The sequence below is a fragment of the Nonomuraea antri genome, assembly GCF_013283785.1.
Taxonomy (GTDB): domain Bacteria; phylum Actinomycetota; class Actinomycetes; order Streptosporangiales; family Streptosporangiaceae; genus Nonomuraea; species Nonomuraea antri.
On sequence record NZ_JABCPZ010000012.1, the window covers coordinates 79,901 to 93,302 of the forward strand.

15 protein-coding genes are annotated in these 13,402 nt (G+C 71.3%); 5 read left to right on the top strand and 10 right to left on the bottom strand.

Translation table 11 applies throughout. The annotated features are described in order from the left end of the window. Positions 1-60 precede the first annotated feature (60 nt). Entirely contained in the window at positions 61-867 is an 807-nt protein-coding gene (locus HII36_RS06725; protein WP_217369232.1) for an NmrA family NAD(P)-binding protein, read from the top strand. Positions 868-882: 15 nt separating this feature from the next. On the opposite strand, the gene HII36_RS06730 is transcribed toward HII36_RS06725, so the two are convergent. Genes HII36_RS06730 through HII36_RS06765 form a run of 8 tightly spaced genes read right to left on the bottom strand, consistent with a single transcriptional unit; the run spans position 883 to position 8,383 of the window. Continuing rightward, positions 883-1,647 carry a hypothetical protein gene (locus HII36_RS06730; RefSeq protein WP_173522183.1) on the bottom strand — a complete coding sequence of 255 codons (765 nt, stop codon included), beginning with the start codon at positions 1,645-1,647 and terminating at the stop codon, positions 883-885. After that, positions 1,644-2,132, bottom strand: a complete 489-nt coding sequence (locus HII36_RS06735) for a SigE family RNA polymerase sigma factor (protein WP_173522202.1) — start codon at positions 2,130-2,132, stop codon at positions 1,644-1,646. The genes HII36_RS06730 and HII36_RS06735 overlap by 4 nt, the downstream gene beginning before the upstream one ends. Before the next feature lie 57 nt (positions 2,133-2,189). Continuing rightward, positions 2,190-2,951 carry an ABC transporter ATP-binding protein gene (locus HII36_RS06740; protein WP_173522184.1) on the bottom strand — a complete coding sequence of 254 codons (762 nt, stop codon included), beginning with the start codon at positions 2,949-2,951 and terminating at the stop codon, positions 2,190-2,192. Then, complete coding sequence (locus HII36_RS06745; RefSeq protein ID WP_173522185.1) at positions 2,951-3,892, bottom strand: ABC transporter ATP-binding protein; 942 nt, start codon at positions 3,890-3,892, stop codon at positions 2,951-2,953. The genes HII36_RS06740 and HII36_RS06745 overlap by 1 nt, the downstream gene beginning before the upstream one ends. Next, a complete protein-coding gene (locus tag HII36_RS06750) occupies positions 3,892-4,731 on the bottom strand; it encodes an ABC transporter permease (protein WP_173522186.1) in 840 nt (279 codons plus the stop codon). The genes HII36_RS06745 and HII36_RS06750 overlap by 1 nt, the downstream gene beginning before the upstream one ends. Then, entirely contained in the window at positions 4,728-5,642 is a 915-nt protein-coding gene (locus HII36_RS06755) for an ABC transporter permease (RefSeq protein WP_328807608.1), read from the bottom strand. Before HII36_RS06755 ends, HII36_RS06750 begins: the two co-directional genes overlap by 4 nt. A gap of 3 nt (positions 5,643-5,645) precedes the next feature. Then, entirely contained in the window at positions 5,646-7,253 is a 1,608-nt protein-coding gene (locus HII36_RS06760; RefSeq protein ID WP_217369233.1) for an ABC transporter substrate-binding protein, read from the bottom strand. Further along, positions 7,250-8,383, bottom strand: a complete 1,134-nt coding sequence (locus HII36_RS06765; RefSeq protein WP_236003246.1) for a C45 family autoproteolytic acyltransferase/hydolase — start codon at positions 8,381-8,383, stop codon at positions 7,250-7,252. Before HII36_RS06765 ends, HII36_RS06760 begins: the two co-directional genes overlap by 4 nt. A 115-nt stretch (positions 8,384-8,498) precedes the next feature. On the opposite strand from HII36_RS06765, the gene HII36_RS06770 reads away from it, so the two are divergent. Then, positions 8,499-9,380 (top strand): MurR/RpiR family transcriptional regulator, encoded by an 882-nt coding sequence (locus HII36_RS06770; RefSeq protein WP_217369234.1) that lies wholly within the window; start codon positions 8,499-8,501, stop codon positions 9,378-9,380. Positions 9,381-9,417: 37 nt separating this feature from the next. After that, the gene (locus HII36_RS06775) at positions 9,418-10,242 is read left to right on the top strand and encodes an undecaprenyl-diphosphate phosphatase (protein WP_173522189.1); all 825 of its coding nucleotides are present in this window, start codon (positions 9,418-9,420) and stop codon (positions 10,240-10,242) included. On the opposite strand, the gene HII36_RS06780 is transcribed toward HII36_RS06775, so the two are convergent. After that, positions 10,239-11,198: a hypothetical protein gene (locus HII36_RS06780; protein WP_173522190.1), complete on the bottom strand. Its 960-nt coding sequence runs from the start codon at positions 11,196-11,198 to the stop codon at positions 10,239-10,241. The genes HII36_RS06775 and HII36_RS06780 overlap by 4 nt on opposite strands. A gap of 72 nt (positions 11,199-11,270) precedes the next feature. Between HII36_RS06780 and HII36_RS06785 the strand changes: the two genes are divergently transcribed. Next, positions 11,271-11,864 (top strand): TetR/AcrR family transcriptional regulator, encoded by a 594-nt coding sequence (locus HII36_RS06785; RefSeq protein ID WP_173522191.1) that lies wholly within the window; start codon positions 11,271-11,273, stop codon positions 11,862-11,864. Here the strand turns inward: HII36_RS06785 and HII36_RS06790 are convergent. Continuing rightward, positions 11,813-12,964, bottom strand: a complete 1,152-nt coding sequence (locus tag HII36_RS06790; RefSeq protein ID WP_328807609.1) for an MFS transporter — start codon at positions 12,962-12,964, stop codon at positions 11,813-11,815. The genes HII36_RS06785 and HII36_RS06790 overlap by 52 nt on opposite strands. Before the next feature lie 88 nt (positions 12,965-13,052). Between HII36_RS06790 and HII36_RS06795 the strand changes: the two genes are divergently transcribed. Further along, a partial coding sequence (locus HII36_RS06795) for an ArsR/SmtB family transcription factor (protein WP_173522193.1) occupies positions 13,053-13,402 on the top strand: 350 nt, incomplete at its 3' end.

The window sequence follows — 13,402 nt, forward strand, 5'->3', positions numbered from 1 at the left end:
CATATGGGATTGCGCTTCTCAACCATGGAGAGTCCAACCGAATGGCGGCTTACTAGGAACATGACGATTCTGATCACGGGCGCCACCGGCAAGACCGGCCGCCGCATCGCCGACCGGCTGACCGCGCTCGGGCTGCCGGTACGTTCCGGCTCCCGCTCGGCCACGCCGGCCTTCGACTGGGCCGACCGCGCCACCTACGCCCCCGCGCTCGACGGGGTCGAATCCGCCTATCTCTCCTACTATCCCGATCTGGCCTTCCCGGGGGCGCTCGCGGACATCGAGGCGTTCGTCGAGCAGGCCAAGGCGGCCGGGGTCGGGCGGCTGGTGCTGCTGTCGGGCCGCAGCGAGGAGCAGGCCCAGGCCGCCGAGGAGGTCGTCAAGGGCTCCGGGCTGGAGTGGACGATCCTGACCTGCAGCTGGTTCATGCAGAACTTCAGCGAGGGCTTCCTGCTCGACCCGGTGCTCAGCGGCGTCATCGCGCTGCCCGCCCAGGACGTGGCCGAGCCGTTCCTCGACGTGGACGACATCGCCGAGATCGCCGTGGCCGCGCTCACCGGGGACGCCCACGCCGGACGGCACTACGAGCTGACCGGCCCCAGGCTGCTCACGTTCGCCGACGTGGCGGCCGAGCTGTCGAAGGCGACCGGCAGGGACATCGTGTACCTGCCGGTCACCTCCGCCGAGTTCCTCGCCTCGGCCGTCGAGCACGGGGTGCCCGAGGAGGAGGCGGCCGGGCTGAACGCGTTGTTCACCGACGTGCTGGACGGGCGCAACGCGTACGTGGCCGACGGGGTGCGCCAGGCGCTCGGCCGCCCGGCCCGCGACTTCACCGACTTCGCCCGCACGTTCGCCCAGGGCACGGCGTAGACCTGCGCGGTCCGCTCAGCGCTTGTCGAAGACCGCCGCGCTCCACGCGCCCGGCTGGACGCCGCCCAGCTCGGCGCCCAGCCCGATGGTCACCTCGAACCTGGTCAGCTCCTCCACGGCGAACCTGCCGTTGCAGGTGCCCTTCACCTTGTCGGGCACCTCGCAGTCGGCCAGCGAGACCCGCTCGACCAGCGACGTGGCCGGGAACACCCAGACCCGGATGATCTGCGGCTTGCTGGTCCAGTCGGGCGGCAGGGCGGACTTGGCGTAGCGGTGCTCCACCCGGCCGCCCGCGCAGTCGGTCACCTTGGCCGCCGAGCTGTTCTTGACCTGGGTGACCACCCAGCCCCCCGGGTCGGTGCAACTGACGCTGACCGTGGTGAGATGGCTCGTCGGCTCTACCGTGACGGGCACGCTGACGGCGGACCTGTCGGAGCCCGCGCCGCCGATGTTCACCAGGTCGCCGAAGGTCTTCGGCAGCGGCCCCCGCGGGTCGACCGGCTTGCGCGAAGCAGAAGCCGAGGTCGTGGCCGAGGTCGTGGTCGAGCCCGCCGCCGACGGCTGCGCGGCGGGCGCGGGCGCGTTCGTGGGCACGGTCGCGGGCAGCGCCCACACCACGACGGCCGCGGCGGCCCCTGCCAGCGCCACGCCCGCCGCCCATCTGGCCGCCTTGACCCGCCGCCCCCGTCGTCTGATCATCGCGATGCTCACGCTCCTCCCCGGCCCGAGGGCCGTGCGTTCGGTCAGCAGCTCGCGCAGGTCTTCCTCGGTGTACGTCATCGCTCCACCTCCGCCAGCCTGATCTCGGGATGGACGCGCAGCTTGGCCAGCGCCCGGCCGAGCTGGGTCTTGACGGTGCCCAGCGAGCAGCCCAGCACGCCGGCGCACTGCGGCAGCGTCAGCTCCTCGAAGTAGTGCAGGACGATCACCGCGCGCTGCCGCTCGGACAGCCCTCTGATCGCGTTCCAGAGCGCGTCCTTCTCCCCCACCTCGCGGGTGAAGTCGCCGGACGCGGCGGTCTCCGGCAGCCGCTCGGTCGGCACCTCGCCGCGCCAGCGCCGCCGCCACCACGAGGCGTGGGTGTTGACGAGCACGCGGTAGACGTACGGGTCGGGGTCGCCCTCGATCCGCCGCCAGGCCGCCCAGGCCCGGGCCAGCGCGGTCTGCACCAGGTCTTCAGCCGTCGCCCAGTCACCGGTGAGCAGGTACGCCGTACCGCGCAGCCGCGCCGACCGCGCCGTCACGTACTCGCCGAACGCATCCATCACCGATCTCTACCGTCTGGCGGCACGAATCGGATGACACCTTCGAGCGGAATTCTCCTATCGGGTCACCCGGGCCGGGTCCCACCCGGGACGCGGCACGGAGTCGAGCAGCAGCCGGGTGTAGGCGTGCTCGGGCTCGGCCAGCACCCGCTCGACCGGCCCGCGTTCGACGACCACGCCCCGGTGCAGCACGAGCGTGTCGTCGCACAGGTGCCTGACGACGGCCAGGTCGTGGCTGACGAACAGCAGCGCGACCCCGGACTCGCGGCGCACCTCGGCCAGGAGTTCGAGTATCTGCGCCTGGATGGACACGTCGAGCGCGGCCGCGGCCTCGTCGAGCACGAGCACGGCCGGCTCGACCGCGAGCGCCCTGGCGATGGCCAGGCGCTGCCGCTGCCCGCCGCTGAGCTGGTGCGGCCTGGCCCCGGCCTCGCGGCTGCCCAGGCCCACCTGGTCGAGCAGGCCGGCGGCCAGCGACCGGTCTCTGCCGTGGAGTCTGAGCACCGAGTGCAGGCATTCGAGCGCGGTCAGCCGGGGGTCGAGCGAGACGTACGGGTCCTGGAAGACCATCTGGATCTCGCGGGCCCGGCGCAGCCTGGCGGCCCTGCCGCGTTCCCTGGCTCCCCGGACGCGGCCGTCGACGCTGATCGTGCCGGAGTCGGGGGTGACCAGGCCGACCAGCATGCGCGCGATCGTGGTCTTGCCCGAGCCGGACTCGCCGACCAGGCCCAGCGAGCCGCCCCTGGCCAGCTCGAAGGAGACCCGGTCGGCGGCGACCGTACGGTGGAAGGCCTTGCTGAGATCGGTCACGGCGAGCATCAGACCTCCACCAGATGGCAGGCCGCGGATCCGCCGGCGACGGTCACGGGTTCTGGCCGCCCGGTCAGGCAGACGTCGGCGGCGTGCGGGCAGCGGGGCGCGAACGGGCAGCCGTCGAAGACGTCGTCGAGCGACGGCGGCCGGCCGGGAATGGGCTGGATCGGCCGGGGATCGGCCAGGTCGGGCGTGCAGGCCAGCAGCCCGGCCGTGTACGGGTGGCGCGGGTCGTCGAACAGCTCCTTGGCCGGGCGCGACTCGACCACGGTGCCCGCGTACAGCACATGGACGCGGTCGCAGAAGGCGGCGGCCAGGTGCAGGTCGTGGGTGATGAACAACATGCCCAGGCCGCGTTCGGACTGGACCTTGCGCAGCAGGGCGAGCGTTTCGGCCTGGGTGGTGACGTCGAGCGCGCTGGTGGCCTCGTCGGCCAGCAGCAGCGCCGGGTCGGCGGCCAGCGCGGCGGCGATGACCACCCGCTGCAGCATGCCGCCGGACAGCTCGTGCGGGTACTGCCGCAGGCGCAGCTCGGGCTCGCGCATGCCGACCGCGGTCAGCAGTTCCAGCGCCCTGGCCCGGGCCTCGGCCTTGGACCGGCCCAGGGTGTGCACCATGCGCTCGGTCAGGAAGTCGCCGATCCGCCGCACCGGGTTCAGCGACGAACGCGGGTCCTGGTAGATCATCGACACCCGGGAGGCCCGCAGGTTCCGCAGCGCGCCCGGGTCCATCGTCAGCACGTCGTCGCCCTCGACCAGCACTCGTCCTGACACCCGCGCGTGCTGGGGCAGCAGCCGGAGCACCGAGCGGGCGATGGTGGACTTGCCCGAGCCGGACTCGCCGACCAGGCCGACGATCTCGCCCTGGCCGACGCTCAGCGACACCTCGCGCAGGATCGGCCGGCTGCCGCCCGCCTCGATCGTCAGCCCCTCGACGGACAACAACATCACGTCCCCCTCACGCCCATGCGGTCGGCGAGGCGTACGCCGATCACGTTGAACGACACGACGACCAGCGCGATCGCCGCGCCCGGCACCAGCACCGGCAGGAACGCGCCCTGCACGATGGCCGGCTGCCCCTCCTTGACCATCAGCCCCCAGTCGGAGGACGGCGGCTGCGCGCCGAACCCGAGGAAGCTCAGCGTGGCCAGGCTCATCAGGCCCTCGCCGAACAGCACGACCAGGTAGCCGACGATCGACCGCGACAGGTTGGGCACCAGATGCCGCACGCAGATCGTGAACCCGCCCATGCCCTGCACCCGATAGGCGTCGATGTACGGCTTGCCGCACTCGCCGATCGCCACGCTCCTGGTGTACTTGGCGATCGTCGGCGTGTAGGCCAGGCCGAGCGCGACCACGGCCGTGGTCATGCCGTTGCCGAACACGGCCACGATCAGCACCACGAACAGCAGCCCGGGGAAGGCGTACATGACGTCGGTCAGCCGCGAGACCAGGGCGTCGACCCAGCCGCGGTGCCAGGCGGCCAGCGTGCCCAGCGCGACGCCGAGCACGGAGGCGATGGCCAGCAGCGCCAGCGGGCCGATGAGCGAGGTGCGCGCGCCGTACAGCACCCTGGACAGCAGGTCGCGGCCCGACTGGTCGGCGCCGAGCAGGTGGTCGGGCGACATCGGCGCGAGCGTGGCGGCGAAGTCGACGGCGGCCGGCTCGTACGGCGCCACCAGCGGCGCCGCGATCGCGGCCACCACGACCAGGCCGAGGAAGGCGGCGGCGAGCCGGTAGCCGAGCGGCTGGGCCGCCTTCGGCGACAGCGTCGCGATCGCGGTCACGAGGTCCTCCTGACTCGGGGGTCGATCAGCGGCTGGACCAGCTCGACCAGCGTGGTCACCGCGATGTAGGCGGTGACCATGAGCAGCAGCACCGCCTGCGTGACAGGGAAGTCGTGCGTGTTGATCGCGTGCACCAGCAGCGAGCCGACGCCGTTGAGCCCGAACACGGTCTCGACGGTCACCGTGCCGGCCAGCATGCCGGCCGTGACCAGCCCGCACATGGTCACGATCGGCCCGAGCGCGCCGCGGAAGACGTGCCTGACCACGATCAGCCGCTCGGCCAGCCCGGACGCGCGGGCCACGCTCACGTGGTCGAGCTCGCGCTGCTCCACCATGGCCTGCCTGGTGACCCGGCTGATGATGGCCAGCGCGCCGAGCGCGAGCGTGATCGCGGGCAGCGTGAGGTGCCACAGCGAGCCGCCGCCCATGACCGGGAACCAGCCGAGCTGCACGCCGAACAGCGAGATCAGCGCGGTGCCGGTGACGAACGGCGGCACCGAGGTGGCGAACGTGGTGCCCGCCACGACGGCGGAGTCGGTGCGGCCGCCGCGCACCGCCGCCAGCACGCCGAGCGCCACGCCGAACACCACGAACAGCACCGCCGCGTACGCCACCAGCCCCAGCGTGCTGGGCAGCCGGGCCAGCAGCAGGTCGCCGACCTGGTCGTTGTACTGCAGCGAGCGGCCCAGGTTCCCGGTGACCGCGTCGCCGAGCCAGCGGCCGTACTGCACCAGGAACGGGTCGTCCAGGTGGTACTGGGCGCGGATCGCGGCCAGGTATTCGGGCGTCAGGTTCTCCTTGCCGCCGGCCAGGAACGTGACGGGATCACCGGGCGCCGCGTACGACGCCCCGAAGATCACGAACGAGGTGGCCAGCAGCGTGACGACCAGCCCGGCGAGCTTGCGGACCACAGCTCAGCCCTTGGCCCCGAGGTCGGCCGCCCACGGGTAGCCCATGAACACCTGCGAGGCGGGCGGCCCGGTCACCTTGCCGCCGAGCACCACCGCGGACGGCACCTCGACCAGCGAGATCCACACCATGTCGGCGGTGAAGCGGCGCTGCAGCTCGATGACGTCTTTCGCGCGCTGGGCGTCGTCGGTGGTCTCCAGCGCCTTGGCGACCAACTGGTCGTAGTCGGGCGAGCTGAAGCCGACCCAGTTGTTCGACGAGCCGGTCAGGCCGTTGTCGTAGAAGCCGATCGGGTCGGACTTGGTGATGTACCAGTCGTCGGGCACCAGGTCGACCTGGGCGCGCAGCGCCTTGTCGGTGTAGAAGCTGCCGAACTCCGCGGCCGGGACGGTCTTGATCTCCGCGGTCAGGCCGATCTTGGTGGCCGCGTCGACGACCGCGTTGGCGATGACCGTGCGCGACTGCTCGCCGTTGGTGGCCACCACGATCGGCTCCTTGGGCGAGCCCGCCTCCTGCACCAGCTTCTTGGCCTCCTCGATCCGCGGCGAGTCGGGAGCGCCCTGGAGCTGGTCGTAGGCGCTCTGGAAGGCCGCCTTCTCGTACGACCAGGCGCCCGCGCCGACCGGCACCTTCCACGGCCTGGCCACCCCGGCGAAGCCCGACTTGGCGATGCCGGCCCGGTCGATCGCCAGCGACAGCGCGCGGCGGATCTTCGGGTCCTTCATCACGCCCTTGTCGGTGGGCAGCAGCACGAACACCCGGGTGGTCGGCCCGTAGGTCACGCTGACCGCCGGATTGGCCTGCAGCGCCACCGCCGGGCCCGTGTCGGACAGGTACGCGCCCTGCGCCGCGCCCGTGGTCAGGCTGTTGACCAGCGCCGTCTCGTCGGCCCACTTGAACGTGACGCTCTTGGTGAGCGGCTTGACGTCCTTGTTCCAGTACGCGTCGTAACGCTCGATGGTCAGCTCGCTGCCGGACTTCCACTCCTTGAGCCGGTACGGGCCGCTGCACGCGTCGTCGTTGCCCGGGGTGCCGTAGTCCTTGCCCTGCGCGTCGATGACCTTCTGGTTCAGCACGATGCCCGCGCCGCCTGCCAGGGCCTGCACGAACAATGCGTTGGGCTTCTTGAATGCGATGGTGACCTGGGCGTCGCCGGTCTTGGTCACCGAGGCGACGTCCTCGAACTCGTCCGATTCGTCCATGCCCTCGCCGGCGTGCCGCTTCAGGCTCCACACCACGTCGTCGGCGGTGATGGGGGTGCCGTCGTGGAAGGTGGCGTCGGTGCGCAGGTCGAGCACCATGGTCTTGGGGTCGGGCTGCTCGACCTTCTCGGCCAGCCACGGCTTGACCGTCATGTCGGGCTGGGTCTGCATCAGGCGCTCGCAGACGTTGGCCATGACGGTGCGGTTGGGGGTGCCGCCGTCGGCGTCGAGGTCGAGCGTGCCCGGCTCCTCGTCGAGCAGCCAGACGGCCGATTCGAGCGCGCCGGTGGCCTTGGCCGTCTGGTCGACCAGTGTCAGCTTGGCCGGGTCGGGGGCCTTGGTGGTGGCGGCCGGCCCGCCGCAGGCGGCGGTCAGGCAGATCAGCCCGGCGAGTGCGAGGGTCTTCTTCACGGGGTCACTTCTCCATGCGGTCCGTCGTAGAGGTTCCAGGGCACGCGCTCGTACTCGTGGTCGCAGGGCGTGCCGGCCGCGATCAAGTAGTCGCCGGTGGTGAGGTCGACGCAGCTCGACAGCAGGGTCGCCCACCGCTTGACGGCGGGCTGGGTCTCGTCGGGGTGGGTGCACAGCGACTCGGGATAGCCGAGGTGGTCGGACATGGCCGCCCTGATGCGCTTGCGCGCCTCGGCGCTGCCCGACGCCTCGCGCACGGCGCGCAGCCCGGCCTCCGCCCTGGGCACGCGGAACAGCGAGTCGGCCGAGCCGGGGCGGTAGGTGGCGGCCAGTTGCGGCGGCATGAACGCCTGGTAGTGGTTGCCGTGCACGAGCAGGCCGTCGGTGGGGTACATCCAGCCGACCGCGCCGGGCGTGGTCTCCAGGTCGACGGCGAACCCGTCGCGGTGGGTGATGAGCGCGTTGCTGGCGATGTGCGCGCGCGACTTGGTCAGCGCCTCCAGCGCGGCGTTGAGGTTGGCGCTGTCGAGCACCCGGCGCCTGATCAGCGTCTGCGGCACCCCGACCGTGTCGTCGAAGCGGCCGCCGAGCCCGTTGGCGTTGAGCGCGATGCCCGCCGAGTTGGCCCCCTGCCGCCCGACCTGCCCCGCCTCCACATGCATGATCACCGTCGGCTTGCCCGGCTGGACGACCCGCAGCACCATCAGCGTGTCGGAGACGCCGTCGCGCCAGTCCCAGTTCTGGCCGGCGTAGACGTGGCCGTCGCCGGAAGCCTCGGGCAGCAGCGCGAACGAGGTGCAGCCGTCGGGCTCCATGGAGCTGAACGTGGTGTCGTAGATGATCTCGCCGCGGGCGTTGAGCGCCAGCACGTCCTCGAACGTGACGCCGGCGCCTTCGGCGATGCCCCGCATCTCCTCGACCAGCTCAGGGGCGAACGCCTGGCTCGGCGCCACCCAGCGCGCCGCCCGCTGCGTGACCTGTTCCCAGGTCAGGCCGCTGGAATGGGCGAACGCCTCGGCGTAGTAGGTCAGCGCCAGACGCACGCGCTCGCGGGCCTGCTCGCCGTACTGGCGGCCGCGTTCGAGCGGGGCGCCGGAGATCTCGACGAGCGGCAGGGAAGTGAGGCTCAATGGTGCTCCTTGGACCGGCCAAATGCCTGTAACGTTCATTTCACGAGGCGGCAAGTCTGTAGCGGTCGTTTCCAAGCCAAGAGTAATGAGCGCTACACGGGAGTCAAGAGTCGTAATGGAAAATACACACAGCCCGATTGAGCAGCTCAGAGCGGTGGTCAGGCAGCTCTGGGATGATTTGTCGCCTGCCGAGCGGGCCGTGTGCCAATACCTGATCACCGCCTCGCCCGAGCAGATCCTGTTCGCCAGCGCACAAGAGCTGGGCGGCGCCACCGGCACCAGCAACGCCACCGTGATCCGCACCATGCAGCGGCTGGGCTTCGGCGGGCTGCCCGGGCTCAAGCGCGCGCTGGCCGCCGAGTTCACCTCGTCGGTGGCCCCCGACGTGCGGCTGCAGCAGCGCATCAGCCATGTCGGGCAGGACCTGTCGGCCATCTGGGAACGCGTCTTCGACGAGGCGCGCGAGCGCATCGACCACTGCCGCCGCCTGTTCGACTCCGAGGCGTTCAAGAAGGCGGTCGAGATGCTGGTCAACGCGCCCGGCGTGCTCGTCTACGCGGCAGGCGCGTCCGACCCGGCGGCCAGGCACCTGGCGCTCAAGCTGGGCCGGCGCGGCCACCGGGCCAGGGCCACCTCGGCCACCGGCTTCGCGCTGGCCGACGACCTGCTGTCGCTGAGCCACGGCGAGGCGCTGGTCATCTTCCAGCCGGGGCGCAAGCTCAAGGAGATCACCGTGCTCATCGACCGCGCACACGCGGTCGGCGCGGGGATCGTCCTCATCTCCGACGAACTGGGCGGGGCCTTCGCCGACCTGGTCGACGCGGTCCTCGCCGCGCCGCACACGCCCACCGGCATCACCGCCGAGCCGCTGACCGGGATCATCGTCGCCGACGCCCTGCTGCTGGCGCTCGACTCACTCGACGAGCCCCGTTCCGTCGAACATTCCCACGCGCTGAACGCCCTGCGCGAGCAACTTCTGGGCCCCCGTTTCCGCTAGCCTCACCTCGTCACTCCCGCGTACGGAAGGTGTCGTCGTGATCGGCTGGTTCGAAGCGGTGGTGCTGGGCTTGATCCAAGGGCTCACCGAGTTCCTGCCGATCTCCTCCAGCGCCCACATCCGCGTGGTCTCCGAGTTCGCGGGCTGGGACGACCCCGGCGCGGCCTTCACGGCCGTGATCCAGCTCGGCACCGAGACGGCCGTGCTGATCTACTTCCGCAAGGAGATCTGGGAGATCGTCTCCACCTGGACGCGCTCGCTGTGGACCAAGGAACTGCGCTCGAACTGGGCGGCCCGCATGGGCTGGTACGTCATCGTCGGCTCGCTGCCGATCGGCGTGCTCGGCGTGGTGTTCAAGACGCAGATCGAGACCGTCGCCCGCGACCTGCGCCTGATCGGCTCCACGCTGATCATCTTCGCGATCATCCTGTGGATCGCCGACCACACCGCGCGCAACAAGCTCACGCTGGAGAAGCACCTCAGCTTCACGCACGCCATCGTCTACGGCTTCGCCCAGTCGCTGGCGCTCATCCCGGGCGTCTCGCGCTCCGGCGGCACGATCACCGCCGGCCTGCTGCTCGACTACCGGCGCGAAGACGCGGCCAAGTACTCGTTCCTGCTGGCCATCCCGGCGGTGTTGGCGTCGGGGCTGCTGGAGCTGTCGCAGATCGGCGAGAACCAGGCCCCGGACTGGGGCCCGACCATCCTGGCCACCGTGATCTCCTTCGCCGTCGGCTACGCGGCGGTGGCCTGGTTCCTGCGCTTCATCAGCCACCATCGCTTCACCGGTTTCGTCGTCTACCGCATCCTGCTGGGCGTCTTCATCCTGATCGCCGTGTCGTTCGGCTGGATCGACGCCTAGACCGCGACCGGCGCGGGCACGGGCGCCGGCGCCGGGCGGCGGCCGGGCAGCATCAGCAGCACCAGGCCGAGCAGCGCCCAGCCGGTCAGCACGCCGAGCGGGGCGCCGAGTGCCGCGCCGTCGAAGAAGACCGTGTTCTGCACGGCCTGGCCGGCCGGGCCGATCGGCAGGAACTGCCCGACGGCGGCGTACCACTCGGGGATGAACCTGGCCCCGAGCGGCCCTCCGCTGGCCGGCAGCCCGATCGGGATGAACAGCAGCCCCGCCAGCCCCATCCCGGCCATGCCGACGGTCTTGAGCAGGCCCGACACGACCAGCCCGATCGTCAGCACGATCCCCGACGACACCAGCACCAGCCAGCCGAACCTGCCGGGCAGCGCGCCGAACACCGGGTCGGCCAGCCAGGCCACCGCCGTGCCCGCCGTCAGCGCGCCGGCCGCCAAGGCGCCGAGCCGGCCGGCCAGGCCGAGCCCGGGCGCGGCGCGTGAGAGCAGCAGTGCCAGCGCCAGGCCCGGCAGCACCAGGCTGAGCACGTAGAACATGCCGGAGATGCCGCCCGAGTCGCCGGGCGGCAGCGGCACCGCGTCCTCCACCCGCAGCACGCGGCCCTGCGCCTGCGCGGCGCCCTGGAAGGCCGCGGTGATCACGGTCGCGGCCGTCCTGCCGCCCGCGCCGGCCACCACGAGCCGGTCCTCTCCGGGCACGAGCACCGCGTCGACCTCACGGTCGAGCAGCGCCGCCCGCGCCGCGTCGAACGAGGGGTACGCGCCGAGCGAGAACGCCCCCTCCTTGCGCTGGTCGATGCCCGACTGGAGCCGCTGGACCAGCTCGGCCGGCGCGACCACGGCGACCGGCACCCCATGCGGTTCCGGCTGGTGGAACGCGCCGAGGAACGAGCCCGCGAAGAGCATGCCGAGCAGCGAGACCCCGATCACGAGCCCGATGATCTTCCGCATTTTTTCACCACCTGATGACTTCAACAATGTTGAACTCGACGGTAGATGAATTCAACGTGGTTGAATACCCCCATGACCGAAGAACCTCCGACGAGGGAACTGATCCTGGAGGCGGCCATCGCCTCCTTCACCGCCACCGGCTACACCGGGACCACGATCAGGGCGGTGGCCAGGGCGGCCGGCGTCGATCCCGCCCTGGTGATGCACTTCTTCGGCACCAAGGACGGCCTGTTCCAGGCCGCGATCAAAGGCAGCATGCCGGTCAGGCTGATGACCGAGGCGTTCGCCGGCGACCCGGCCGGCCTCGGCGAACGCCTCATGACGAGGTATCTGGAGCTGTGGGAGGACCCGCTGCACGGCGGGCGGCTCTCGGCCGTGCTGCACGCGGCCACCGCCACGCCGGGCACGGCCGAACTGCTGAAGGGACTCATGGCCGGTGAACTGCTCAGGCCGCTGACCACCCGGCTGACCGGCGACCGCGCGGACGTCCGCGCGGCGCTGGTGGCGACCCAGCTCATCGGCCTGGCCATGTCCCGTTACGTGTTGCGGATCGAGCCGCTGGCCTCGATGCCCGCCGCCCAGGTGGTGGCCGCGGTGTCGCCGAACCTGCAGCGTTACCTGACCGGGACGCTCTCCCTCGCCGAGACGGAGGCCGCCGGACGGTAGGTGACCAGGGTGAACAGCAGGGCCAGCAGGCCGAGCCCGACGGCCAGGACGATCACGCCGGTCCTGCCGTACCAGGTGAGCGCGGCGCCGCCGGACAGCCCGGCCACGAACAGGCCGACGTACTGGGCGGACGACAGCAGCCCGAGCCCGATCGGCACGTTGCCCGGGACGGCGGCCACGGTCCGGTACTGCTGGGCCGGCGCGATCACCCAGCCGAGCGCGCCCCACAGGAACGCCCAGACCAGCGCCACCGGCAGCGCCAGGTTCGCCACCGGGATGAGCGCCATGAACACGGTGGCCGCGGCCAGGCCGATCAGCACCATCGCGCGCGGGCCGTAGGCGTCGGTGAGCCGTCCGCCGACGTGGTTGCCGACGACGCCGCCCAGCCCCCAGGCCCACAACACGGCGGTGAGCGGCAGGTCGATGAGCGAGCCGATGTAGGTGTACGCGGTGAACCCGGCGGCGAAGAAGAGCAGCTGCGTCACCAGCACGGCCAGCACCCGCCGGTCGGCCAGCGGCGCGAACCGCTCGGCCAGCCCGCCGGCCACCGGTATCTGGACGTCGGGCACCACGGCCGCCACCCCGGCGAAACCGATCACCCCGAGCCCGGCGACCAGCCACAGCGTGGCCCGCCAGCCGGAGACGTCGCCCAGCCAGGTGCCCAGCGGCACGCCGAGCGCGGACGACACGGCCAGGCCGCCCATCACCACCGCCAGCGCCCGCCCGCGCCGCTCCGGCTCGGTCAGCGCGCTCGCCACACCGGAGGCGATCGGGGTGAACATGGCCGCCCCGGCCGCGGCGACCACGCGGGTGAGCATCACCAGCGGGTACGTCGGCGCCACCGCCGTCAGCACGTTGGCCAGCACGAACACGCCGATCCCGATGAGCAGCACGCGTTTGCGCGGCAGGCGCGCGGTCATCGCGGCGAGCAGCGGCGAGAGCACCGCGTAGGCCAGCGCGAAGATCGTCATGAGCTGACCCGCGGCGGATAACGAGATGTCGAGATCCGCCGAGATCGGGGACAACAGCCCCGCCGTCACGAACATGCCAGTACCGATGGCGAAATTTCCGACAGCGAGGGGATAGAGCCGAGAGCTCACTGAGCCTCCATCACGAAAGTTGGACTTCCATCAAACTGTCGTATAGTTGGATTGTTGTCAAACAATCCAAGGGAGGTAGGGTCGGAACATGCGCCTGCTGCCCCATCCGGCCACCGAGGACATCCAGCTCACGGAGATCCTGCGGACCCTGGCCGACCCCGTGCGCCTGCAGATCGTGCTCCGGCTGGCCGCCAGCGGCGAGTTGTCGTGCAGCACCGCCGGTGACGAGCTGGGCGTGCACAAGTCGACCGCCTCGCACCACTACCGCTCGCTGCGCGAGGCCGGGGTCGTCTGCACCAGGCAGGTGGGCCGGATGAAGATCATGAGCTTGCGCCGCGACGACCTCGACGCCCGCTTCCCCGGGCTGCTCGACTCGGTGCTGTCCGCCGCGGTTTGCCCAGCGTGCCCCGCCACCTTCACACTGCAGCAACTCAAGGT